This window comes from Maribacter sp., assembly GCF_039968975.1.
Taxonomy (GTDB): domain Bacteria; phylum Bacteroidota; class Bacteroidia; order Flavobacteriales; family Flavobacteriaceae; genus Maribacter.
The window spans coordinates 1-25,862 of sequence record NZ_JBDVOT010000083.1; the positions used below are offsets into that span (position 1 = coordinate 1).

The following is a 25,862-nucleotide window of genomic DNA, read 5'->3' on the forward strand; positions in this document are numbered from 1 at the left end:
TTATTGCTCCAGTTCTTAAATTCAACATGGCTTTTGATCTTGAATTGAATTTCGATATCGTATATGCCGAATATTCTATTGACGGAGGATCTAATTGGGACATTCTAGGAAATATCAATAGTGAACCAAATTGGTACAACAGCGATAGAACCAACGCTCTTTCGGAGGAAGCTGATGATTGTCAAAACTGCCCAGGAGCTCAATGGACGGGTGACGGCACCGAAATGACAGCATATGCGTATGATTTTAATTTGAATGCTTCCAATGGCGAGCAAGACCTTACTGGCGAAACTAATGTAATCTTTAGAATTGTATTTCAATCTGACCCTTCGGTTACACAAGAAGGTGTCATCATTGATGACTTAGTGGTTGATGGTTCGGCGGATGATGAAGATGATGATAACGATGGTATTTTAGATGTTAATGATAATTGCCCTTTAACATCAAATACCGATCAATTAGATACGGATAATGATGGAGTAGGCGATGTTTGTGACACTGATGATGACAACGACGGAATTTTAGATGTTGATGACAATTGCCCTTTAATTGCCAACCCAAATCAAGAAGATGATGATTTAGATGGTATTGGTAATCTTTGTGATAACGACAGTGATAATGACGGCGTACCAAACGATATTGACCAATGCGACGATACACCAAACGGAACCATAGTTAATGTTGAGGGTTGTGAAGTTTTCTCTTTACCAAACACTAACTTCCAAATTCAGACTACTGATGGCGCATGTAACTCAAGTGATAATGGCAGTGTTTTAATAACGGCTGCAAATACCTCTTATACCTATAATGCTGTGCTATTAAATAATGACGGCACCACAAATGCCAGCTTTACAGATGAATCATCTTTTACCGATTTATCTGCAGGGGATTATCAATTATGTATAACCGTTGAAGGACAGGCAGATTATGAAAGCTGTTTTAATCTAACTATTTCTGAACCAGAGGCATTATCCGTTTCAGCTAAGATTAATTCACTGAATAATGAGGTTACACTAAACTTCTCTGGCGGAGAATTATACACCATTTTCTTGAATGAAAAGATGTTTTCTACATCGGCTAAAGAGATTACTTTACCTTTAGAAGATGCGACTACGTTGATTACGGTTAAAACAGGATTGGACTGCCAAGGAGTTTATTCTGAAAAAATAGTTTTAAGTGATGAATTATTTATATATCCAAACCCGATTGAAGGTGGCGATTTAAATATTTACCTTGGCAACAGCAGTGCACCAGAAGTAACTATTTCATTATTCAATGTAAATGGCACAAGTATTCTATCAAAGCAAATGAAGTCAACTAACAACGAAATTAAATTAAGTGTAGATGGATTAGCAACCGGAGTCTATATTTTAAATATAAAGTCTGGCAACACCCTATCTAACTACAAAATCATAAGAAAATGAAAATATTAAAATATATAACTTTCGCATTTTTACCTGGCTTACTACTAGTTTCTTGCGGTGGCGGCTCTGATAATGAGACACCTGCTGACCCTATTGCACCAGTGGTTTTAGATCCTGATGCAGCTTCTTTGGTTTTTCCTGAAGATAATACGGAATGTAATGAGGGTGTTATTAATGCAAATGACGAAACCAAAAGTACCGTTACTTTTGAATGGTCTGCCTCAGAAAATACAGATTCATATGAAGTAAAAATTAAAAATCTTGATACAGGAAGTATTACCACCGCCACTTCTACTACAAACCAAAAAGATGTGAGTATAAATAGAGGTACACCTTACGAATGGTATGTGATTTCTAAAGCCAATGGAACTTCTTCAACTGCTACTAGCGAAACTTGGGCTTTTTATAATCAAGGGCTAGGTATAGAAAATTATGCGCCGTTTCCTGCAGTTGCAATTAACCCGCAGAGAGGTTCTACTATTACTAATGCCAATACGACAATTACTCTAGAATGGTCTACATCAGATGTTGATGACGATATTGTTTCTTATGAAGTATTATTTGATACAACAGAAGCTCCTACAACATCTTTAGGCTCTACTATTGAGTCTTATTTAGATGTAACAATTAGCCAAGGCATTACTTACTACTGGAAAGTAATTACTACAGATTCGTTTGAAAATACTTCAAGCTCAGAATTGTTTGAATTTAGAGTAGAGTAAATAAAAATTTAAAAAGCCAAAGTTGCAGTTACAGCTTTGGCTTTTTTAATAAAACATATATTTTTTATAAAGAATTGTAATAATTCAAAAAGGTCACTACATCTTCCTCATGTCTTAAATTAAGTTTTTTTTCCTTAACATAAGTTTTCATCTCTTCTTTTCTTGAACCTGTAAAATCTAAAATCTGGTTCTTAGTTAACCTAACCTTTACTGCATGATTTTCCTTATCTGAATTAGTTTCATCCAATAAATAATAAGAACTATTCCACACATAAGTTGGTGGAGAATACTTTTCATAAGATGTACTAGGGCTGCGCGCTTGTTTCAATAAGGCTTCTGGTTTAAATAATAACTTTATATTACCTTCATTCAAATTGGTAAAATAGCTAGTTTTAATAGTTTCATCAGTATCAACATAAGTATATATGCTATACATCTTACCATCCATTTCAACCTTAATATATGCCCGCTTTAATAAAGAATAATAAGAATCCTTAGAAATATTATCTAAAATCTCTACTTCATTTCTATATGCGTTATACCGCATCTTCCCTACTTCTTCTACTTTATCATTTACAATTACTTCTCCATGTACAAACTCTTCATTTAAATAAGGAGTTCCTTTTGCTTTTGTAGGTTCAATTTCAGTGCTACTTGTCACAAAATTCACAATACCTTCTTCCGGTACTGGTGAGTAAGCGTTTTGCGCATTTATACCACTAAATGTTAAGACCGCAATTGTAAATACTGTAAACTTATTAATCATTATATTCATTAATTTTTTTTTTCAATGTAATCGTTTATTATTAATTGATGTGCCTATAAAGTGTTATTTAAAACTTAAAAATAGCATAGCAACTTGCTTTATTTAATAACACAATTGGAAGTAGATTTTATGGAGTTTCAACATTCAAAAATGAAGTAGCGTCACTATCTAAATCATAATGATAAGACCTCCAATAAAAACCTGTTCCTTCAAACTCCCAAACAACTTCTTTTTCATTGGTTACCTCTATTATACCAGAGGTACCAGATGTTATTAAAGTATTGCCATTATCTAAACGGACAGCACCAGAAACTCGTGGCGCATACAACCCATCTCTAGTATAGCTCCAAACCACATTCAATTCATTATTTGTATTCGGTTGTAAATTAAATTCCAATGGTAAATTTAATTCATAAACCACTGATTGTTGTGAATCACCATTACCATTGACATAAACCAATATATTACCATCACCAGGAACATCATTCTCTAATAGATTAGGAAAATGATTATTATAAAATAAACGTTCACCAAATGTATTATCGTATGCAGTAGGGTTACCAAATCTGTATAGTAAATCGCCACCTTTACCGTAATTACCTCCTATATTTAATTTTGCTTCTTCAATAGTTGTACTATGATCTATAACCCATACTTCACTAAAATTATTAATGGTCATATAAATTATATCATTCTCTTCGTCATAATCAAAACCGTTAGCATGCATTATGTCTCCATCTGGTGTTTCGGTTTCCCTTAAAACATCGATAAAATTAATATCGATTAATTCTGGATGTTCATTAATTACCCCAAAGCGTTGCATAGAATCATCTACATCCTGTATAATATGATCCCAAGATTCCCATTTCCAAACTATTTCATTTGTAGCAGGATTTATTTCAATAATAGTTTCGGTGTAAATCTTATCTTCTTCACCTGAATAACCAATAGTATTTAATTCTTCTGTACTTTTTAAATCCCATACAATAGCCAATACATTACCATTAGGCAGCATTTCAACATCATGGTGAATTAAATGTTCTTCATTAGCATAGGTAAATTCCCAATCTACAGAACTATCTGGATTGATTAATTGAATAATCCCCCCAAAACCTCCAAAACTAAAATCTGGTGTTTCTACTCCTAATGAAGCCAATAATCTGCCGTCAGATAGCAATTCAACATCATTACCTAATCCAAATTCCAATTGCCATTCGTGTATAATTTGAGCAGAATCTTTCTCCATTAAATACACCCGGTCATCAGTAGACTCATTAACTAACACATAACCTTCTTGAATTAAAGATTTATTATTCAATAGTATCGCCCCCGTCTCTCCTTTAATTGGATAAACTATTTCAGTTGGTAACTGAGACTCATGTTCTTCCTCCTCAATAATTTCTTCTTGCTCCATTTCATCAACAATACTATCATCATCTGATGAGCACGCTAAAAATAAAATCAATAAAAATAAACTTAAAATTTTGGTTAAAAACGATACTTTCATGGTATATAGTTATTAAGGTAATCATTAAGTCGTCAGAATAAGCTTAAACTTAATTCAAAAAAAAATCAGGCTAAATTGCTTCAGCCTGATTTTAAATAAATTAAACATAAATGTATTTAAACGATTATTGATTTATACAATACTGTAATAATCCAATACTACTAAATACATAGTAAAACGTTCAACTCTTATTTACAGTAATCAATTGTAAGCGTACCAGCATCTGCACTTTCATAACCTCCTGCAACATTGCCATTGGGAGATATAATTTCGAAACCGATCTCGCCATACTGATCTCCTGGAAAGAACCACTCAGCAGATTCAGTACCCTCTGGTATTGTAATCGTTACTGTTCCTTCTGATCCATTATTAGGTGTGCACTCGCCCTCTGTTAAGAAAGTACCCTCTTCTTCAGCATAAGGAGAGCAAAGACCAACTTCAAATACAGTACCGTCACCTAAAGTAATGGTTATACCAGCACCTCCATTAGCTGTATCTGTCTGCCAACCATCCCCAAAAGCGTCAGTCATATTTATAACCCAATCGCCAGGAGTAATTGGACATGCTCTATAAAACTCTAATTCTAAAGGTGAGTCCTTTAAGACAAGGTCGTTACTAGCCCCAGAAAGACCGACCAAGTTAAGTGCTAGATTTACTCTACCCAATTCTGGCAAAGCATCAAAATTACTAACTATAGTAAGTGTAGTTTGGAAAGCTCCTGCCGGAATCGTAAAACCACTTATTGTATATTGATCTTCTGTTGCTGTTGATGAAGGATCAATCTCTACAGAAATAGTTCTATCACTATCAGATTTGGTTGTAACAAATACATCTACAGTTGTTGATGCTCCTTCTGCAGGAGTTGGCACTAAAACAGAAGTTTCTGAAAAGTTGACGAATGTTTGACCATTTTCGCTATCAAATACCACATTCTCTTCTTCACAAGAAACAAAAGCAAATAGTACCGCAATAATTAATATATATTTTTTCATAATTTTTCTAATTTTTAGTAACCAGGATTCTGAACTATATTTTGGTTAGAATTGATTTCAGCAATAGGAATAGGCATTTGAAATCTAAAGTCATCCGCAGCTAAAGTTGGAAAATCTGGAGGTGTTCCAGAACCATCAATAATATCTCCCATTGTAGAACGCATTACCGCTTCACCACGACGTTTTAAGTCAAAGAATCTATGTCCTTCAAAAGACAACTCAACTCTTCTTTCATATTGAATAGCATCTTCAAGTGCAGATCCAGTTTCACCTCCAGTGTAAGATACATATCTTAAGTCTCTAAGTTCATTAAGAGTAGGCAACGCATCTAGACCCAACTCAAATTGAGCTTCTGCTTTATTCAACAATACTTCTTCAGCACGCAAAACCTTTATATCTACACGTCCGTTAACCTCTCCTGTTTCACCTAAAAATTTGGCAATTGCATTATACTGGTTACCACTATTTTCACCAACATAAGAAATTACTCCTAATCTCAAATCATCTTCATCAATACTATTAAAGAAATCAAAATCAAAAGCATATTCTAAAACATCAGAAGCTGTAGTTTGACTATATAAAACACCTACATTATTACCTGTACTCTCTGATGAAGTATTAATTGCCAATTCTACCACTAAGCCTGCTTCATTCTCATCAGTATATAATCCTTCAAGATCGTCAGCCGTAGCTAATTCTACATCAACCTCGTTAGCAGCATCAATCACTTTTTGGTATTCACCATTATAAAGATAAACTCTTGAAAGAAGTCCGTAAACACCGTTGGCATCAAGCTTTCCCTCTCCATTATCATCTGCTATTAATTGAGCGGCTCTTTCTAAATCACCAATAATCTCAGCATAGTTACTAGCAACCGTTTCCCTTACAGGTTCAGCTAAAGGATCTGCAGTATCACCATCTTCTGCTTTAATATAAACAACTCCTAAAGAAGCATTAGCATCAGCAGATTGTGTAGGTATTTTTCCGTAAAATCTAACCAAATCGAAATGTGCCCAAGCTCTAATTGCTAAAGCTTGCCCTAAGATGTTATCTTTTTCAGCACCATCTGCTAAATTGTCTATTTGAGCAATCACCAAATTAGCAACATTAACTGCCTCATAAGCTTCACTCCAATAAAAATCTATTGGACCACCAGTACTTGCAACATATCTATAATCGAAGTAAGTACTGTTTGAAGTTCTACCTGTTCTTACAAGAACAACATTATCTGAAAGAATATCAGGAATACCTTGTAAACCAGAGTCTGGATCAGAATAGTAATTAAACAATTGTCTGTAAGCTCCATCTACACCGTTCTGGAATGCCGATACACTTGTAAAAAATGTTTCAGGATTTCCTTCTACAAACGGTTGTAGGTCATTCAACTCATCGTCACAGGACAAAAAGAACCCGAACGAAAATAAAAGAACTAATAATTTTATGTTATTTTTCATTTCTAACTTTTTTTTTGTTTTTAAAATCCTACTTCAACACCAAATGTAAAAGACCTTGTGTTTGGATAGCTAAATAGGTTAAATGATCCAGGTACGAAACCAGCATCTCCAGGCTCACCTGACTCTGCCGATCCTAAACCAACTTCTGGATCACCATTAAAATCAGTAATGGTAAATAAATTCTGTCCAGCTACAAAGAGCCTTAAAGAATTTAAGCCAATACCATCAATCATATCTCTAGGCATGTTATAATCTAAAGTAAGAGTACGTAGTCTTAAGTAATCACCTTTTTCCAAAAATCTTGTTGAAGTTTGATCTGCGTTACTTTGATATACTGGACTAGGTAAAACGTCAGTATCACCCGGCTGTTTCCAGTAGTTAAAAGCCTCAACTCTTTGACTACTTGCTATGTTTCCGATAGAAATCCCTGAAGATCTTTGAAAATTATAAATATAGTTTCCGCCTTTATAAACGAAATCACCTCTAAGACCAAAACCTTTGTAAGAGAACGCAGTATAGAAACCACCTTCGAAATCAGCTATTGGAGATTTTCCTTCTTGTAATTGTTGAAAACTATCACTAAACTCATTAGTTACATTTCCATCTAAATCATAATATAAAGGCTCACCATTTGCAGGATTAACACCAGCATATTCAACCGCATAGTAAGAATTAATTTCTTCACCTACACGTAAAATGTTATCACCGAATGTACCAGTAACAATATCTTCACCATCAACCAATTCAACAACTTCATTATCAATAAAGGTAATGTTACCACCTAACGTCCATTTGAAGTTTTGTGTTCTAATTACGTCACCACTTAAAGAAATCTCAATACCTGAGTTTTCAATTTCCCCAACGTTAGAGAAAATAGAGTTGTTCTCATCACCTACCGTATATGAAATAGGACGATCTAAAAGTAATTCATTAGAATTTTTCTTAAAGTAATCTACAACACCATTTAATCTATTGTTAAACAAACCAAATTCTACACCAACATCGAAAATAGCCTGAGACTCCCATTGAATCTGTGGGTTACCTACACCAACTGGCAATGCTGTTGTTTGACCGTTATATGTGTTTGCAAAATCTAATAAGTTCAAATATTGGAAATCACCAATATTTTGGTTACCAGAAGTACCATAAGAGGCTCTTAATTTCAACGTATTGAAAATAGAATTTTCCATAAAGCTTTCGTTAGCAATGTTCCATGCCGCACTACCACTATAGAAATAACCATACTTATTATCAGGACCAAATCTTGAAGAACCATCTCGTCTAACAGACCCAGAAAGTATATATTTACCATCATAATCATAATCAGCAAACAAACCTTGAGAAAATAAAATTCTTCTAGACTCTACAGAACCAACAGTAGTTGCTTCAGCAGCTACATCTAAATAAGGGATACTTGATGAAGGAAAACCTCTACCCGCAGCCAACAAATCTGTTGAAATATTTTCATTATACTCCAATAAGAAACTAGCCGAAAAATTGTGAACACCGTTAAAAGTATCTGAATATGTAAATACGTTATTAACGTTATATTCAAAATCAACTTCTAGCTCATCTGTCTGTGTACCTGGAAAAGCAGCAGAACCAACTATGGAATTTAAAACCCCACCAGCTAAAGAACGACTGGTTCTGTTATATCTGTTACTAATTAAACCAACACTAAAATTATTAGAAAATTTATCGCTGAAAGTCATTCCTGCCGTCAAATTCCCTATCAATAATAAATTCCTTGTATTTTCCGGTTCCGTAATCAATGCATTAGCAACTGAAAAACCTTGTCTTGTAGGATTATATACATTTTCACCTTGACTATCAGTTACTAAAGAACCATCATTATTGGTCAAAAATAAAGGTTCGTAAGGATTGTAAGTGTACATAGCACTAAAAGGATTCTGCACATTATTTCTATCTCTTGGTAAATCTGTAGTACTACGAGATACTGAAACATTCGCTCCAATATTCAACCAATCCTTAGCTTGATAATTGGTGTTTAAACGTGTAGAAATTCTTTCAAAACCATCAATATTCTGAATGATACCTGAATTTTTATCATACCCTAGAGATAAGAAATACGTTAATTTTTCATCTCCACCAGAAATAGACAGGTTATTAGATTGAATTACAGAATTTTTCAAAAGTGCTTCTTGCCAATCTGTATCTAAAGATATTAATCTTGCAAGTTCTTCAGGAGAAGAAGTTGCGCCAGGCGTACTAGTAGCAGCACCAACACCCAAAGCAGCATACTGACGCTCTAACTCTAGTTTTTGAGACGCATTCATTACATCAAAATTATCTGGAATTTTTTCTCCAAAACCATATGATGAAGAAAACTTAATTTGAGCATCACCAGACTTACCTCTTTTCGTAGTAATTAAAATTACACCGTTAGCCCCACGAGAACCGTACTTAGAAACGGTAGCCGCATCTTTTAATATTGAGAATGTCTCAATATCACTTGGGTTTAAGTTACTAATTGGGTTGAAATCTCTTTCCGTATCAATTGGAATTGGAACACCATCAATTACATATAAAGGAGTAGTCTGTGCATTAATAGAACCAACACCTCTAATTTGAACGAATGCAGTGTTACCCGGTCTACCATTAGACGCAGTAACCTGAACACCTGCCGCTTGACCTTGCAAAATGTTATCAATACTAGTAGAAGGTACAAATGCTTCAATTTTCTCAGCAGAAACTGTCGAAATTGCAGATGTTGAAAGTTCTTTTGACCTAGAACCATAACCTACAACAACAACCTCTTCCAATGCCTCAGCATCTTCTTCTAATTGTACATTAATGGTATTGGATGCACCAACACTCATCGTCACTGTTTTTTGACCTAAGTAAGAAAATCTTAAGCTCTCACCTGAATTTACATTAATGGCATAGTTACCATCAAAGTCTGTTTGAGACCCGTTAGTTGTTCCAACAACTACAACGGACACTCCCGGTAAAGGTAAACCGCTCTGATCGGTTACAACACCGGTCACTGTTTTTTCCTGTGCAAAGGAAAATGTCATGAAGAGCACCAATAAAGGTGTCAACATCCACGTCAACTTCTGTTTCATAAAATTTGTTTTTGAATTAGCTTGCGCCAAAAGTCCAAAAATTTGCTTAGTATTCCAAAAGCTATCTTAACCCAAAAAAGTCATATGTTAAAAAAACACTTATTATTATTTTTTTATTCTTAAATCGCTAATAATGATGAAAAAAAAACAATTATTTAACAATTAATCAATATTTAAAATTCAAAATTTTAAGTTAAAAAAAACATAATGCTTCTTAAATTTTACAAAAACCTTAACGAAACGGGAACTGACGAGGCAGGAAGAGGGTGCTTGGCGGGACCAGTAACCGCTGCCGCAATCATTCTGCCAGAATCTTTTGAAAATTCTATTTTAACAGATTCCAAGCTATTAACAGAAAATAAAAGAGCAGTTCTTGAACCGCTATTGAAAAGTGAAAGTGTGTGCTTTGGTATAGCACATATTCAACCTTCCCAAATTGATGAAATCAATATTTTGAACGCCTCAATTTTAGCCATGCACAAAGCAATGGATAAATTATCACAAAAACCTGAATACATTATCGTAGACGGTAATAGATTTAAAACGTATAAAAACGTACCACACTCTTGTATTATCAAAGGTGATTCAAAATACTTAAGCATTGCCGCAGCTTCAGTTTTGGCAAAAACAGCACGTGACGCATACATGCTTAAATTACACGAAGAATACCCAATGTACAACTGGAAAAAAAACAAAGGATATCCAACAAAAGAACATAGAGCAGCCATTGAGAAATATGGACCTACAAAATACCACAGAATGAGTTTTAAGCTTTTACCAGACAATTAAAATTTATTTTACAAATAGTATAACTTTGCACAAATTTTTCGAATGAGGCTTACTATATTATATGTTACAATTATTCTTTTAAGCATATCCTGTACATCTAAAAAACAAACTGAGAATTCCATTTTGGATTTAACTCCCAGTAATGCCGCAGTAGTTCTGAAAATAAATGATTTTGAAACGCTGAATAACGAATTTTCCACTAATGATATTTTAAGTTCGCTTGAATCACAAAAGCCATTTAAAGAAATAAAAAGCATCTTATCTCCAATTCACCATTTCTCAAATAAGAAGAAAGGACTATTAGCTTTGTCTGCTGATAGCACACAAATTGATTTTACCTATATTTCAACAGATAGCCTGAATATTCCAAATCAAGATAGCATAGCCAACAAAAGTGTTGAAACCCTAAGCTTCAAGAAATACAGCATTACCAAATACGAAATTGAAAAAGATACTTTTTACAGCACATATATAGAAAAACATTGGGTATTATGTTCTTCAAAACTTTTGTTAGAAAATATTATCAATTCTCTTGACAACCCTATTAGAAATGAACCATTAGAACAATTTTATGCTGTATCCAATAACGATAAAATTGCAAATATTTGGATAGATGTTGAGAAAGGTGAATTGCTGTTTCATAAATTACTAGCTAATGATCAAGACATTTCAAATTTCACAAGTTGGATATCCCTTGACCTTACTTTAAACGATACCGAAATTATTCTCAATGGTGTAGCAGAATCTAACGCAGATAAAAATCAGTTTCTCAATCTATTTAACGGTACCAAACCGATTCAAAACAATACATGGAATTTCACACCTAGTAATGCCAACACATTCACCTCATTTGGATTAGATGATTTTAAAAAATACACTCAAAACAAAACCCTTAACAATCATCCAACAACAAATTTAGACTCATTACTTAATACTGTAGAAGAAATAGGGATAACTGAATACAACAATGAATCAGTTTTGTTTTTAAGAACTTACGGTACTGCCACTTTATTAGATTATATCAATGAAGAAAAGATAACCACAGAGGAATATAGCAGTAATCAAATCTGGGGTTTAAAACCCAACATTGAAATTTTTGATCCATTGACCCCTCTAATCGGAAAACATTCATTTGAATACGCCAGTATCGTTGAGAATACTTTTCTCTTTTCTAAATCTCAGAGTACGTTAGAATCTGTAATTGCTAAAATAAAAACAGGAGACACTTTTGATAAGACCACTTTATTTAAAAATGCGGATAATAAACTGACATCATCCGCTAGTGTATTATCTATTTCTAATTTGAAAGGTTTTGTATCCCTCTTGAACAAATCGGTCTCTAAGACCTTAGGAAGCTCTTTTGACGACAGCAAATTGAACGACTATATTTTTGGCTCACAAATAATTGCGGATGCCAACTTTTTTCACATTAATTTCTTAATCAAAAAAAATACGAAAGAGGAAGAACAGAATTCAGTTTCTTCTGCATTTGAAGTTCAATTTGATACCGACTTGGCAACATTACCCCAATTTGTAGCCAACCATAACTCTGGCAGAAAAGAAATCATTGTTCAAGACCAAGAAAATAAGCTCTACTTAATTTCAAGCAGCGGTAAGATTCTCTGGAAAAAGCAACTTAACGGAACTGTACAGGGAAAAATTCAACAAATAGACCTTTTCAAAAACGGAAAATTACAGTTTGCATTCACTACGAACAACGAGTTTTTAATCTTAGATAGAAATGGTAAAGAAGTAGAACCTTTTACTAAAAAATATTCGGGAGGCAATTTAAATCCTTTAGCTGTTTTTGACTACGAGGGACGCAAAAACTATAGATTAGTGGTCACCCAAGGCAAAAAGGTTTTCATGTACAATAGCAAAGGGGAAATTGTTAAAGGCTTTACATACGATACCGCTGAAGCAAATATTCTTGATGCACCGCAGCACTTTAGAATTGGAAAAAGAGATTACCTCGTTTTTAAACTTGATAATGGTCAATTAAAAATTACGAATAGAGTTGGAAAAACACGTGTTCACATAAAAGATAAATTCTCCTTTTCTGACAATGAAATAAGGCTTTATCAAAATAAGTTCACTTTCACTTCTGTGGATGGATTTTTATATCAAGTTGATTCTCAAGGAAAAATATCTTCTAGCAATTTACATCTCGCCAAAGACCATGGCATGGACGCCACCTCGAAAACTTTAGCTATTATGAACGATAATACTTTACAGGTTCGTAATAAGAAAGTAGAGCTAGAGTTAGGAGTATATTCTAAGCCTACTATTTTCTACTTAAATGATAAAATTTATGTCTCTGTAACCGATATTCAGAATCAGAAAATATATCTATTTGACAGTCAAGCTGAGTCGATACCAAATTTTCCAATATTTGGCAGTTCTATAATTGATATGGCAGATATTAACTTAAACAAGAAAGTCGAATTCGTGTATAAAGACCAAGATAATAGCATTAGGATTTCCAAAATACGATAACACGTTAGATTGCTTAATTCATAAATCTTTATTTACTGATTACACATATAATCTGAAAAAATAATTTGATTTCCTTATTTTTAAATAGTTATTAATCAGAATCTTAACTAAACTAAAAATGAAAATCAAATCAATCATCGCATTATTGTTTTTAATCGGAACAATTTCCCTTTATGCCCAAGACAATTGTAGTAAATTTTATCCAATGAATGAAGGCGTTTCAATGGAGTACACCAATTACAATAAAAAAGGAAAAGTAGAAGGCGTCAGTAATTATGAAGTTATTGAAGCAAACCATACTAGCGGAAATACTACCGCAACCATGGCTATCAAATTAAAAGACAGTAAAGGCAAAAATATCTACAGCACAAGCTATAATTTAACCTGTAACAGTAATACCGTAACATTAGACTACGAATCTTTGATGCCTTCCGAAATGATGGAACAGTACGGTGATATGGACATTGAAATATCTGGCAATGATATTGAAATACCCAATAATCTTAGTATTGGGCAGAACCTTAAAGATGCCAACGTTGCCATGAAAGTAAGTATGAGCGGCATTAATATGAATATGAACGTTGACATGACTAACAGAAAGGTAGAGAAAAAAGAGAGTGTAACTACTAATGCAGGCACTTATGACTGTTATGTTTTATATAGTGAGAACCGCTCTAAAATGATGATGGTAAACCAAGTCTATCCATCAAGAGTTTGGCTAGCCGAGGGTGTTGGTATGGTAAAACAAGAAACATACAAGAAAAACGGAGATGTCATGAGCAGCACCTTGCTTACGGCCTACAGCAATTAATAACTTTACCATAAACCTATTTAAAACCGAGACTTACACCTCGGTTTTTTTATGCGCTGATGTTAACCTTTATGCCAAAGCTTCATTAAAAGGAAATAATCCTAAAACATTAATAATGAAGACTACATCAAATTTTATTAAATGCGCAATTTTAATATTCACCATTTCACTTATCTCTTGCTCAAAAGATGGGGACATTGGCCCTATTGGCCCACAAGGTGAACAGGGTATACAGGGGGAACAAGGAGAGCAAGGACCCGCCGGTGAAGATGGAGAAGCACTTGGTGTTCCTGGTCCACAAGGTGAACAAGGAGAAACTGGCGCAACCGGACCTGCTGGAGAAGACGGAACAAATGGAATTGACGGAGAAGATGGTAATGCCAATGTTGTAGCATCAAATTGGTTAGTTGCAGACATTCCTGATAACTATTCTTACTCTGCTGCAACTGTTACTATAAGTGATTCTAGAATTACACAAGATGTACTAAATAATTATACCGTTCTAGGTTATTTCTCATTTTCTGATACTTTTTCCGAGGTCTATGCTATACCTTTTACTGAGCCTTTACTCAGGTCTTTTACCATGGAACAAAGAATGTCTATTGGCGAATACAAAATTACTGAAATGGGTAACCCAGATACAGTAGGAACTATTGACCCTATCGATGGTTTTGTCCGCTATATATTAATAGCCCCTGCTTATCTTTCACTTAAATCAGGAGAAAATGACAGATATACTATAAGCGGAATGAAAAAGAAAGGCGTAAATATTTCTAATTACCATGAAGTTATGAAATACTTAGGGCTGAAGTAACATACTCTTATATTAATAATAATAAACCGAGGCTCAAACCTCGGTTTTTTTTATGCGCTTATGTTAACCTTTATTTCAAAGCTTCATTAAAAGTAAATAATCCTAAAACATTAATAATGAAGACTACATCAAATTTTATTAAATGCGCAATTTTAATATTCACCATTTCACTTATCTCTTGCTCAAAAGATGGTAACATTGGCCCTATTGGTCCACAAGGTGAACAGGGAATACAGGGCGAACAAGGAGAGCAAGGACCTGCTGGTGAAGATGGAGAAGCTCTAGGCGTACCCGGTCCGCAAGGCGAACAAGGAGAAACTGGCGCAACCGGACCTGCCGGCAAAGACGGAACTGACGGCACAAATGGCACAAACGGAACTGATGGAACCAACGGTGAAGACGGGGAGGATGGTAATGCTAATGTAGCCACTTACACCTACGATCTTTCTTCAGAATCTGGAGCGACTATACCAGTTACCGCAAATGCTTTATCACAAGAGGTAATAGACAACGATTTAATTCTTGGATATCTTTCAAAAGATAGCAGCGCCTACACACCTATTCCTGCACCCATTTATGCTTTTGCACTTGGTGACAATAGCGATATTGCCGTGGAAATAAGTTTGAACAGATATTGGATGTTCTTTTATGAAGTGGGCACAGAGAACTTAAAATCTGTAACCGCAGGTCAATTGGACGAGTTAAAATTAATTGTTGTAAAATCTAACAGTACAACTTCTGGTAAATCAAATAAAGAGAATACGTTAGCGAACTTACAGTCTGCCGGTATAGATACTAATGACTATTATTCTGTCATGGATTATTATGGATTAGAATACTAATCTGATTTAAAGCATTAAAAAAGCCGAGGCTTAGGCCTCGGCTTTTTTCTTTATTTCCGCTTCAAAAAGCACTTGAAAATGGCTAAGTAGCTTCTGCTTAACCTCATCTATATCAACCTCTTTCTTACCCAGTTCTGCATTTAAAGAAGTTACCGCTTTTCCTTTTATCCCGCATGGGATCATCATATCAAAATATCCTAAATCAGCATTTACGTTTAATGCAAAACCATGCATGGTCACCCAGCGCGATGCTCTTACGCCCATTGCACATATTTTTCTTGCAAACGGAGTACCAACATCTAACCACACTCCGGTTTCACCTGGTGAACGTTCAGATTTTATTCCGTATTCAGCTAAAGTTAAAATAACCATTTCCTCAAGAAAACGAAGGTATTTATGTATATCTGTAAAGAAATTATCTAAGTCAAGAATAGGATAGCTTACTATTTGTCCAGGACCATGATAGGTGATATCCCCTCCTCTATTTATCTTATAAAAAGTAGCTCCTTTATCTGCCAAAACTTTTTCATCTACCAGCAGATTTGAAATATCCCCACTTTTACCAAGGGTATACACATGTGGGTGTTCCACAAAAAGAAAATGATTTGGAGTTTCTAAATTTAACTCCTCTCTTCTATTTCTAATTTTAAGATCAAGCGTTTCTTGAAATAGCTGTTCTTGATAGTCCCAAGTTTCTTTATAATCTTTAAGACCTAAATCTTGTACGTGCACCTTCTTGTTCATCTTACAAAGATATGAAAACCAAAAACCTATTTTTCTAACTCTACCTCTATTACCATAGATTCTGGATCTTTCATCATCTCTAAGAAGTTTACTTCATGAATCATGGTTTTTCCGTCCATAGAAAATGTAGCCTCTTCTATATTGGTAGACTTTACCCTTCTTGGAAAATGATACTTAAAAGTATAAGTAGAACCTGATAAAAACATCTCTGCACTTGCCAAACTATCTATACTTTGCTCAAACAACTCTTGATTTAAGATAACGGTCTCACGCTTAAATGTATTCTTTTTAAAAGTATAATTTACTGTCGTAGTTTCTTCTGTAGTTCCACCCGGCATTGTTTTACCACCTGCAACAGACCCAACTGAACTTGCATTTTGAAAAGCGTTGAAAGCATCATTCACCTCTGACACTTTTTTGAAGTCAGTAAACATATTAAAATTCATGACTCCGCCGTCTGGATCAACCACCATACGAAGACTAAAAGGCTCTAATCTTTTTAGTTTATCTTGCTCTTCTGGAGACAACTGGGCTATACTATCCTTTTTTTCTCGTAACAAATCCTTAAAAACCAAAGTAGAATCTATAGCTTTATCTAGTTCTGTTGAATCTGTTTCCGGTATCATTTGCATCATTTCATTACCGTCAAAAAGTATGCTCATTTTACCTGACCCATCTTCATTAAAATAGATTTCTTCTGTAAAATTACAGGCAGCAACTAATACTGTTATAAAAACAACAGTTAGAATTTTAAAAAGTCTCATGTATTTTGGTTCTAGTTAGGATTGTTCAATATGACTAATGCAGCAATTACCCCTGGCACCCAGCCGCAAAAAGTCAAAAGTAGAACAATTACAAAAGAACCGCAACCTTTACCTAGAACTGCTAAAGGCGGAAAAAAAATGGCTAGTAATACTCTAATTAAACTCATTTGATTATTATTTTGATTGATTGATGTACCTTATATGTAGCCTACCAGACATTTTTGTTACAGAATTTATAAATTATTTTAATAGATCCTTTTTAAAAAATTGAATCATGAGTTTAACTTCTTCCGGGCTAGCATATGAAAAATTTGTTGAAAGACTCTATCCTTTAGTGTCTACAAGATTGAAAGATTAAGACATATCGATTATATTTGCCAGCTAAATAAATGACGGCATGCAATTATCGGAGCAAGAGCTTATCAGAAGAGAAAAATTAGACAAATTAAGAGCACTAGGTATCAACCCTTATCCTGCTGCCTTATACCCTGTAAATTCCACATCAGAAAGTATAAAATCTGACTATGAAGAAGGCAAACAGGTAATTGTTGCCGGTAGACTTATGTCTCGTCGTATTCAAGGTAAGGCTTCATTTGCAGAGCTTCAAGATAGCACCGGTAGAATTCAGGTATATTTCAATAGAGACGAAATTTGTACCGGTGATGATAAAACCTTGTACAATGATGTTTACAAGAAATTATTGGACATTGGTGATATCATTGGTATAGAAGGTGAACTTTTTACCACTCAAGTTGGTGAAAAAACCATTATGGTGAAGAAATTTACCATGCTAAGCAAATCTCTAAGACCTTTGCCCCTGCCTAAAAAAGATGCCGAAGGCAATGTATATGACGAATTCAATGACCCTGAACTACGTTACCGTCAACGCTATGTAGATTTGGTAGTAAACCCAAAGGTGAAAGAGAACTTTATTAAAAGAACTAAAATCACCAATAGTATTCGTGAATTTTATAATGCAGCCGGATATTTAGAAGTAGAGACCCCTATTCTACAACCTATTCCTGGTGGTGCAACCGCACGCCCGTTTTTAACACACCATAATGCATTAAACATTCCTTTATACTTAAGAATCGCCAATGAGCTTTACCTTAAAAGGTTAATTGTAGGTGGTTTTGACGGCGTCTATGAATTTTCTAAGGATTTTAGAAATGAAGGAATGGATCGTACCCATAACCCAGAGTTTACCGTAATGGAATTGTATGTAGCATACAAAGATTACAACTGGATGATGGATACCACCGAGAAATTATTAGAAAAAATTGCGATGGATTCTAACGGTACTACAAAAGTTACCGTTGGCGAAAATGAAATTGAATTTAAAGCCCCGTATGCACGTGTGCCAATTCTTGAAGCGATTAAAATACATACCGGTTACGATGTTGCAGGTATGCCAGAAGACGAACTTCGTGAAACTGCAAAGAAATTAGGTCTTGAAGTTGACGAAACCATGGGCGTAGGTAAATTGATCGATGAAATATTCGGTGAAAAATGCGAGCATTTTTACGTACAACCAACATTCATTACTGATTACCCAAAAGAAATGAGCCCTTTGACCAAAGAGCATAGAGACAACCCTGCTTTAACAGAGCGTTTTGAGCTTATGGTCAATGGTAAAGAACTTGCAAATGCTTACTCTGAGCTTAATGATCCTATTGACCAAAGAGAACGTTTTGAAGATCAGTTGAAACTTTCTGAAAAAGGTGATGACGAAGCAATGTTCATTGACCAAGATTTCTTAAGAGCTTTAGAATATGGTATGCCCCCAACTTCTGGTATTGGTATTGGTATTGACCGTTTGGTAATGTTGATGACCAACAATGCATCTATACAAGAAGTATTATTTTTCCCTCAAATGAGACCAGAGAAAAAAGCACTTCAATTGTCTGATAATGAAAAGGTAATTTTCGATATTCTAAAGGGCGAAAAGAAAATGGAACTTGATGCCCTTAAAGCGAAAGCAGACTTAAGCAATAAAGCTTGGGATAAAGGTATAAAGGGTATTACAAAACAGCAATTAGCTAAAATCTACAAAGAAGATAATGTTCTTTTTGTTGAAATTTTATAATAGCGCATACACGAGAAGTTAAAAAATAGTAGCTTAGAAGCTGGCAAAACCAACCAGCATGAATTTGAGTAGCAAAATAGGTCTGTTTACAGGTCCTATCATATTTTTCATTGTTTTTTCTTTACCCCATGTATTAATTTCCGAAAATGCAGATGCCGTAATAGCTGTTGCACTTTGGATGGTTATTTGGTGGGTTACAGAAGCGGTTTCCATTTCTGTAACCGCACTACTACCACTACTTCTTTTTCCTATTTTGAAAGTTATGCCTATTGGCGATGTTGGCGCTAATTATGGTAGCCCCATAGTTTTTCTATTCTTTGGTGGTTTTGTAATGGCATTGGCTTTAGAGAAAGTCAACCTTCATAAACGCATTGCCTTGAACATTATTAGACTTACGGGTACTACGGCAAATAAAGTAGTATTGGGTTTTATGATTGCTACAGCAGTTTTAAGTATGTGGATCAGCAATACGGCAAGTACAGTAGTAATGCTGCCAATTGCCATGTCTGTTATCAATTTGCTTATTGTAGATGAAGACGGATTTACAAAACGAGACCGTAATTTTGCCTTAAGTGTTATGCTGGGCATTGCCTTTGCCGCAAATGCCGGTGGTATTGCAACTGTAATTGGTACACCACCAAATTCTGTATTGATAGGATTATTGGAAAATGAATATAATATTGAAATATCATTTCTAAAATGGATGATAATCGGGCTTCCGTTTTCCCTTATCATGATTTCTATTTGTTACTTTGTTCTGGTAAAAGTATTTTTCCCAACTCAGGGTTTAAAATTTAAAGCATCAAAAACTATTATTCATGAAGAGCTAGATAAATTAGGTCCTACTTCCGGGAAAGAAAAAATGGTGCCATCATATTTGGGGTTACCATTTTCCTTTGGGTCTTTAGAACATTGATCAATTCTATATTCCCAAGCTTAGGTTTATCTGACACGCTTATAAGCATGTTTGCAGCCATAACGTTATTCACACTTCCATACAATCTCAAAAAAAGTGATTTCATTTTAGAATGGAAAGACACCCAAAAGCTAGCTTGGGGAATTTTAATTCTATTTGGTGGCGGACTCTCATTAGCAAAAGGTATGTCCGTTTCTGGTATTGTCGATTTAGTCGCTGCAATTATTGGACAAAGTGATTTAAGTATTTTACTTACAGCATCATTATTAATTTTACTAATGTTGTTTATGACTGAACTGATGAGCAACGTTGCCCTTGTCGCGGTTCTTTCTCCCGTTGTGGCAGGTATAGCCATTGGTCTAGGTTTACCCATTACTTATTTGTTGATACCAATAACTATTGCTAGCAGCTGTGCTTTTATGCTACCTATGGCCACACCGCCAAATGCAATAGTCTTTGCCAGTGGTTACATTAAAGTCCACGAAATGGCTCGTGCAGGTGTCATTTTAAACCTAATTGCCGTGCTGCTGCTAATTGGACTATTTCAATTTGTGTTACCGTTATTATTTTAACTTTCTTCTAAAAAATAAAGCCCTTGCAATTGCAAAGGCTTTATTATCGACTAATTCAGAAATGAAAAAATGTGTATTCCTACTTAATAGACGCCATTCTTTCCACATTGTTACAAATAGGCTTAAGAATATATTAACTATATGTTCCATATATTATTTCAATCTTTGAAATATTACCTAATTAACTCACAAATGAAAAGAAAATTACTTTTAAAATTATTGCTATTAGTGTGTGTGTTTGGCTATCAAAATGCCGATGCACAAATCTTTAAAAAGAAGAAAAAAAATACTGAACAAGAAGCCAGTAAATCTCCAAAAGACAAAATTCAACCTTACAATAAGGTTATCACTAAAGATGCTGTTAGTGATGCCGGACTTTTCACTACCCACGTAGTAAATCAAAAACACTTTTTTGAAATTCCAGATTCGCTTTTCAATAAAGAAATGCTAATGGTAAGCCGTATTTCTAAAACTGCATCGGGCATTGGTTTTGGTGGCGGAAAAATAAATACTCAAGTTTTACGATGGGAAAAGAAAGATAAGAAGGTATTACTTAGAGTTGTATCACATGATGTTGTTGCAGCAGATTCTTTACCCGTACATGAAGCAGTTGTAAACTCAAACTTTGAACCGGTATTATATTCCTTCGATATTAAAGCCGTTCAAAAAGATTCACTTAACCCTACTACCGTAATCGAAATAAACGACATTTTCACTAAAGATACCAAAGCTTTTGGTATGCCAGAAAGGTTTAGAAAAAGATACAAAGTATCTCGTTTAGACGAAGGTAGAGGCTATATTGAGTCTATTAAAAGCTACCCATTGAACGTTGAAGTACGTCATGTAAAAACCTATTTAGCAAGTGCTGCACCTAGCAACCAAACTCTTGGTTCTATTTCTGTTGAGATAAATAACTCAATGGTTTTATTACCTGAAGAACAAATGAAACGCAGATATTTTGACGAGCGTGTAGGCTGGTTCTCTAGAGATCAGGTAGATTATGGTTTAGAAGCCCAAGAGAGCAAGACGGTTAAATTTCTTGACAGATGGCGTTTAGAAGTAAAAGATGAAGATCTTGAAAAATATAAAAACGGTGAACTAGTAGAACCTAAAAAACAAATTGTCTATTATATTGATAGAGCCACCCCTAAAAAATGGGTGCCGTTCATTAAACAAGGTATAGAAGATTGGCAAGTTGCTTTTGAAGCTGCAGGTTTTAAAAACGCAATTATTGCCAAAGAGCCACCAACAGCAGAAGAAGACCCAGAATGGTCACCAGAAGACATTCGTTATTCCGTGGTACGTTACTTAGCATCACCAATACCAAATGCAAACGGACCTCATGTTAGTGACCCCCGTAGTGGTGAAATATTAGAATCTGATATTAATTGGTACCATAATGTTATGACGTTATTGAGAAACTGGTACTTTGTACAAACAGCAGCCATTAATCCTGCTGCTAGAGGCGTTTCTTTTGATGATGATATAATGGGGCGCTTAATTCGTTTTGTATCGTCTCATGAAGTTGGGCACACCTTAGGTTTACCTCATAACATGGGTAGTAGTGTTGCATATCCTGTAGATTCGCTGCGTTCTAAAACGTTTACCAAAAAATTTGGCACTGCACCATCTATTATGGATTATGCGCGTTTTAATTACATAGCTCAACCTGGTGATGAAGGAGTCGCATTAATGCCAGATATCGGTATTTATGATAAATATGCTATTAAATGGGGGTACAAGCCTATTCTAAACACTACTGCAGAGGAAGAAAAATCTACATTGGATAAATGGATCTTAGCCCATGCAGGTGATCCGCTATATCGTTTTGGTCACCAACAGGTAGGTGATATCGTTGATCCAAGCTCACAAACCGAAGATTTAGGTGATGATGCCATGAAAGCTAGTGCATATGGTATTGCCAATCTTAAAAGGATTGTTCCAAAATTAATTGAATGGACAGCAGAAGATGGTAAAACATATGAAGACCTTGACAAACTATACGGGCAAATATTCTCTCAATTCAATAGATACATGGGGCATGTTTCCAATAACATTGGCGGAGTCTATGAAAACCATAAGACGTATGACCAAGAAGGTGCTGTATATACAGCTGTACCAAAAGAGAAACAACAAAGAGCAATGACTTTTCTTCAAGAGCAACTATTCAGTACCCCAATGTGGATGCTTGACCAAGATATTTTAGAACGAACTGAATACTCTGGCTTTTTAGAACAAATGCGTTCTATGCAAGTACGTACATTAAACAATGTACTAAGCTTAGGTAAAATGGCACGATTAATAGAAAATGAAACCATAGACAAGTCAGAAGCTTATTCTCTTGCCCAAATGATGAGTGAATTGAGAAAAGGTATTTGGTCTGAAGTTAAAAATGGAAAGTCTGTTGATACTTACAGAAGAAACTTACAAAAAGCCCATATTGATCGTTTAGAATATTTGCTGACAGCAGAAAATCAAGCCAAAGGTTCTAATTTTGGTGGCTACAGAAAATCAACCGTTGTCAACACTAGCCAATCTGACATTAGAACGATTGCAAGAGCAGAACTGAACATTCTAAAGCGAGATATTAGAAATGCACGTAATAGAACCTCTGATACGATGACAAAATATCATTACGACGATGTTTCTGAGCGTATTAACGTCATTTTAGATCCTAAATAAAAGGTCGATGAAATACCAATTCTGAACCCATATCGATGAACAACCAATATCATCGATGAATGAATTGTATTGACCACATTTTAAATATTCTAGACATCAAAAAAAGCCCATTACACAACAATGGGCTTTTTCATACGTTATTCTTTTTTAGATTAGCAATGAATTTAAAACCCCCAAATCATGACCAATAAAGTTAAAAGTCTTATTTACCTAGCTTGTTTCATTTGTGCATCTGTTGTTTATCATCAAAATACAAATGATACTGTACAAGAAGAAATTGTAACTAATACGTACGATCAAGAAGCTGACATCGTTATCAACCCTTACAAAACAATGGAGGGAAGAGCATCAGTGAATTAAAACATTAAGAACATTTACCTACTTAAAAGCGCGGCTACCTACAGCCGCGCTTTTTTTGTATAATACACTTTATCAAGCCGTTAAACTTTTATTAAAATAAGATGCTGCATTAAACTAAACAGAAAAATTCATGTCAAAGAAACAAATACATAAAACAATAAACATGAAAAAATTAATAATGGCCATTTTAATTATGGCAGGAATATCAGCAACGGCGCAAAATCATAACATGAAAGGCGAAAGAGGTAATATGAAGGATTTAAGTCCTGAACAAATTGCCACTCTGCAAACTAAGAAAATGACTTTGGCATTAGATTTAAACGAATCGCAACAAGCCAAAATAAAAACCATACTTGCAGAAGACGCTACTGCAAGAAAAGAAAAAATGGCAGAGCGAAAAGCCAATAAGGAAGATGGTAAAAAGGTTTTGACCGCAGATGAAAAATATGCGATGCAAAATGAGCGATTAGACCATCAAATTACACGTAAAGCAGAAATTAAGTCTATTCTTAATACAGATCAATATGAGAAGTGGGTAAAGATGGATAGCAGAAAAAAGATGCGTGGTAAAGGAAAAAATCGTGGCGACAAAAAAGAAAAACGTTCTTCCAGAAAGTAATTATTACGTTACAATGAACAAAAAAAAAGACTTGCTTTTAGCAGGTCTTTTTTGCATTTAATCGAGTTCTTCTTTTTACACCAACCCTAATAAAACACAGTATTAAGCCCACAAATCATTCATTCATGGATGAATTTGAATACTTAACCAATAAATTTTATGATAGTTCTTTAATTAAGGTACTTAGTTAGTTCAAATTAGAGAGCAACTTAATTTTAACCAATGGTCTCTCTTTTGAATTTCAAGATACTAAGCCATGACAGTAAAAAAATTAGGTTATCTATCGCTACTAATAGCCTTAAGTCTTATGACCGGTTGTCAGCAAGAACTTTATAAGTCTAACAACAAATTTAATATTCCAGAAAAAAGTACAGAAGAACCTCTTGTTCAGTTTTTAATAGAGCCTACCAATTATAGCGCTATTATTGAAACCGAGAATTTAGCAAAGGCTTTTGATTATTCTAAAATAGCGCATAAAACTTTATGGGTAAATCAATTTAACGAGAAGCTCAATATCTCACCTACAACAAGGGTTGTAACGGTACATGAAACTGCAGGTCTAAGCACCATAGCAGTAGACAGCCTTTTAAAATTTGTTTCTAAAGGAGGTACCCTATTAGTTACCAAGGCTACTAAAGATGAACGTATGTCCTATTTTTTTGGAATGACACCCGATGCCGATTGGAGCACAAATAAAGAGGCATCTGGCCTGTTCTTCAACAAAGCTCTTTTTCCAGGTATGCAAGGTCGTGGTTTTGACAATGAAACGGTTCATTTGGGCTTTAACGGCTCAAATTTTTCAAGTAGCGTAAATGTTTTAGTAGCTGCCCATAACAACGAAGATTATCCTGTTTTAATAGAAAATAGAATAGGTAATGGAAAAGTGATTCTATACAACTCATCTCAAATTCTTAAAAAAGAAATGAGAGGTCTTCTATTTTCCGCTAGTTTATTAGGTCTAGAAGGCATTCCTTATCCTATCGCAAATATTGGAACATTATTTCTTGATGATTTTCCAACTTCAATGTATGATGAGAACGGAAAAGCAATCAATATACAAAACGGCATTAGTAAATCTGAGATGTTAAAGGCAGACTGGTGGCCAAAAATGAAAGCTTTTGGCCAAGAGGAGGATATTAAGTACTCTGCTTACGTAACTTTTAATGCCAATGAAAAAAATACAGGCGATGCAAACTTTAAAAGCTGGGACCAAACAGGTTTATTAGATGGCACAAATGAAAATGGCACCAATAAGTGGATTACCAACGAATTTACCAATAGAGGTCATGAACTTGGTTTTCGCGGTTATAACGACCTTCCTCTTTCTAAAAAATTATGGAAAGACACCGATCTTATTTTAGATAATGCCAAAGCATCTAGAGAAAAATGGGAAGACAATGTTTCAAAAACATTACC

Annotated in this window: 20 protein-coding genes and 1 pseudogene; 13 read left to right on the forward strand and 8 right to left on the reverse strand. The window is 34.7% G+C overall.

Translation table 11 applies throughout. The annotated features are described in order from the left end of the window. Positions 1-1,424, forward strand: a 1,424-nt coding sequence (locus ABJI11_RS06085; RefSeq protein WP_348350381.1) for a thrombospondin type 3 repeat-containing protein, incomplete at its 5' end; no start/stop codon positions are given. Continuing rightward, the gene (locus tag ABJI11_RS06090; RefSeq protein WP_348350382.1) at positions 1,421-2,146 is read left to right on the forward strand and encodes a hypothetical protein; all 726 of its coding nucleotides are present in this window, start codon (positions 1,421-1,423) and stop codon (positions 2,144-2,146) included. The genes ABJI11_RS06085 and ABJI11_RS06090, both read left to right, overlap by 4 nt. Positions 2,147-2,210: 64 nt before the next feature. Here the strand turns inward: ABJI11_RS06090 and ABJI11_RS06095 are convergent, their stop codons facing one another. The 5 genes from ABJI11_RS06095 to ABJI11_RS06115 all read right to left on the reverse strand — a co-directional run bounded on the left by ABJI11_RS06095 (position 2,211) and on the right by ABJI11_RS06115 (position 9,951). After that, positions 2,211-2,921, reverse strand: a complete 711-nt coding sequence (locus ABJI11_RS06095; protein WP_348350384.1) for a hypothetical protein — start codon at positions 2,919-2,921, stop codon at positions 2,211-2,213. A 118-nt stretch (positions 2,922-3,039) separates the two neighbouring features. After that, positions 3,040-4,419 carry an aryl-sulfate sulfotransferase gene (locus ABJI11_RS06100; RefSeq protein ID WP_348350386.1) on the reverse strand — a complete coding sequence of 460 codons (1,380 nt, stop codon included), beginning with the start codon at positions 4,417-4,419 and terminating at the stop codon, positions 3,040-3,042. 188 nt (positions 4,420-4,607) lie between these two features. Continuing rightward, complete coding sequence (locus tag ABJI11_RS06105) at positions 4,608-5,411, reverse strand: hypothetical protein (protein ID WP_348350388.1); 804 nt, start codon at positions 5,409-5,411, stop codon at positions 4,608-4,610. 14 nt (positions 5,412-5,425) lie between these two features. Beyond that, the gene (locus tag ABJI11_RS06110; protein ID WP_348350390.1) at positions 5,426-6,865 is read right to left on the reverse strand and encodes a RagB/SusD family nutrient uptake outer membrane protein; all 1,440 of its coding nucleotides are present in this window, start codon (positions 6,863-6,865) and stop codon (positions 5,426-5,428) included. A 20-nt stretch (positions 6,866-6,885) separates the two neighbouring features. Further along, a complete protein-coding gene (locus ABJI11_RS06115; protein ID WP_348350392.1) occupies positions 6,886-9,951 on the reverse strand; it encodes a TonB-dependent receptor in 3,066 nt (1,021 codons plus the stop codon). Between the two features lie 207 nt (positions 9,952-10,158). On the opposite strand from ABJI11_RS06115, the gene ABJI11_RS06120 reads away from it, so the two are divergent. From ABJI11_RS06120 to ABJI11_RS06140, 5 genes are all read left to right on the forward strand, one after another. Beyond that, positions 10,159-10,740 (forward strand): ribonuclease HII, encoded by a 582-nt coding sequence (locus ABJI11_RS06120; protein ID WP_348350394.1) that lies wholly within the window; start codon positions 10,159-10,161, stop codon positions 10,738-10,740. A gap of 42 nt (positions 10,741-10,782) precedes the next feature. Further along, the gene (locus ABJI11_RS06125; RefSeq protein WP_348350396.1) at positions 10,783-13,236 is read left to right on the forward strand and encodes a ribonuclease HII; all 2,454 of its coding nucleotides are present in this window, start codon (positions 10,783-10,785) and stop codon (positions 13,234-13,236) included. 118 nt (positions 13,237-13,354) lie between these two features. After that, a complete protein-coding gene (locus tag ABJI11_RS06130) occupies positions 13,355-14,047 on the forward strand; it encodes a hypothetical protein (RefSeq protein WP_348350398.1) in 693 nt (230 codons plus the stop codon). Positions 14,048-14,162: 115 nt separating this feature from the next. Next, positions 14,163-14,861, forward strand: a complete 699-nt coding sequence (locus tag ABJI11_RS06135; RefSeq protein WP_348350400.1) for a hypothetical protein — start codon at positions 14,163-14,165, stop codon at positions 14,859-14,861. A 116-nt stretch (positions 14,862-14,977) separates the two neighbouring features. Continuing rightward, positions 14,978-15,703 (forward strand): hypothetical protein, encoded by a 726-nt coding sequence (locus ABJI11_RS06140; protein WP_348350402.1) that lies wholly within the window; start codon positions 14,978-14,980, stop codon positions 15,701-15,703. A 30-nt stretch (positions 15,704-15,733) separates the two neighbouring features. Here the strand turns inward: ABJI11_RS06140 and lipB are convergent, their stop codons facing one another. From lipB to ABJI11_RS06155, 3 genes are read right to left on the reverse strand one after another with little or no spacing between them, the layout of a single operon-like run. Continuing rightward, positions 15,734-16,447: a lipoyl(octanoyl) transferase LipB gene (lipB, locus tag ABJI11_RS06145; protein ID WP_348350404.1), complete on the reverse strand. Its 714-nt coding sequence runs from the start codon at positions 16,445-16,447 to the stop codon at positions 15,734-15,736. Between the two features lie 26 nt (positions 16,448-16,473). Beyond that, positions 16,474-17,211, reverse strand: coding sequence for a hypothetical protein (locus tag ABJI11_RS06150; protein ID WP_348350406.1), 738 nt, complete (start codon positions 17,209-17,211; stop codon positions 16,474-16,476). 11 nt (positions 17,212-17,222) lie between these two features. Continuing rightward, positions 17,223-17,378, reverse strand: a complete 156-nt coding sequence (locus tag ABJI11_RS06155) for a YqaE/Pmp3 family membrane protein (RefSeq protein ID WP_073240341.1) — start codon at positions 17,376-17,378, stop codon at positions 17,223-17,225. A 230-nt stretch (positions 17,379-17,608) separates the two neighbouring features. On the opposite strand from ABJI11_RS06155, the gene lysS reads away from it, so the two are divergent. The 6 genes and pseudogenes from lysS to ABJI11_RS06185 form a co-directional block, all read left to right on the forward strand. Further along, positions 17,609-19,297: a lysine--tRNA ligase gene (lysS, locus tag ABJI11_RS06160; RefSeq protein WP_348350408.1), complete on the forward strand. Its 1,689-nt coding sequence runs from the start codon at positions 17,609-17,611 to the stop codon at positions 19,295-19,297. A 58-nt stretch (positions 19,298-19,355) separates the two neighbouring features. After that, a pseudogene (locus ABJI11_RS06165) lies at positions 19,356-20,785 on the forward strand (DASS family sodium-coupled anion symporter). A gap of 192 nt (positions 20,786-20,977) precedes the next feature. Then, positions 20,978-23,467 carry a zinc-dependent metalloprotease gene (locus ABJI11_RS06170; RefSeq protein WP_348350410.1) on the forward strand — a complete coding sequence of 830 codons (2,490 nt, stop codon included), beginning with the start codon at positions 20,978-20,980 and terminating at the stop codon, positions 23,465-23,467. A gap of 180 nt (positions 23,468-23,647) precedes the next feature. Beyond that, complete coding sequence (locus ABJI11_RS06175; RefSeq protein ID WP_348350412.1) at positions 23,648-23,827, forward strand: hypothetical protein; 180 nt, start codon at positions 23,648-23,650, stop codon at positions 23,825-23,827. Positions 23,828-23,957: 130 nt separating this feature from the next. Next, positions 23,958-24,446: a hypothetical protein gene (locus tag ABJI11_RS06180; protein ID WP_348350414.1), complete on the forward strand. Its 489-nt coding sequence runs from the start codon at positions 23,958-23,960 to the stop codon at positions 24,444-24,446. Between the two features lie 256 nt (positions 24,447-24,702). Beyond that, positions 24,703-25,862 (forward strand): DUF2194 domain-containing protein (locus tag ABJI11_RS06185; RefSeq protein ID WP_348350416.1); only part of this gene is annotated, 1,160 nt, incomplete at its 3' end.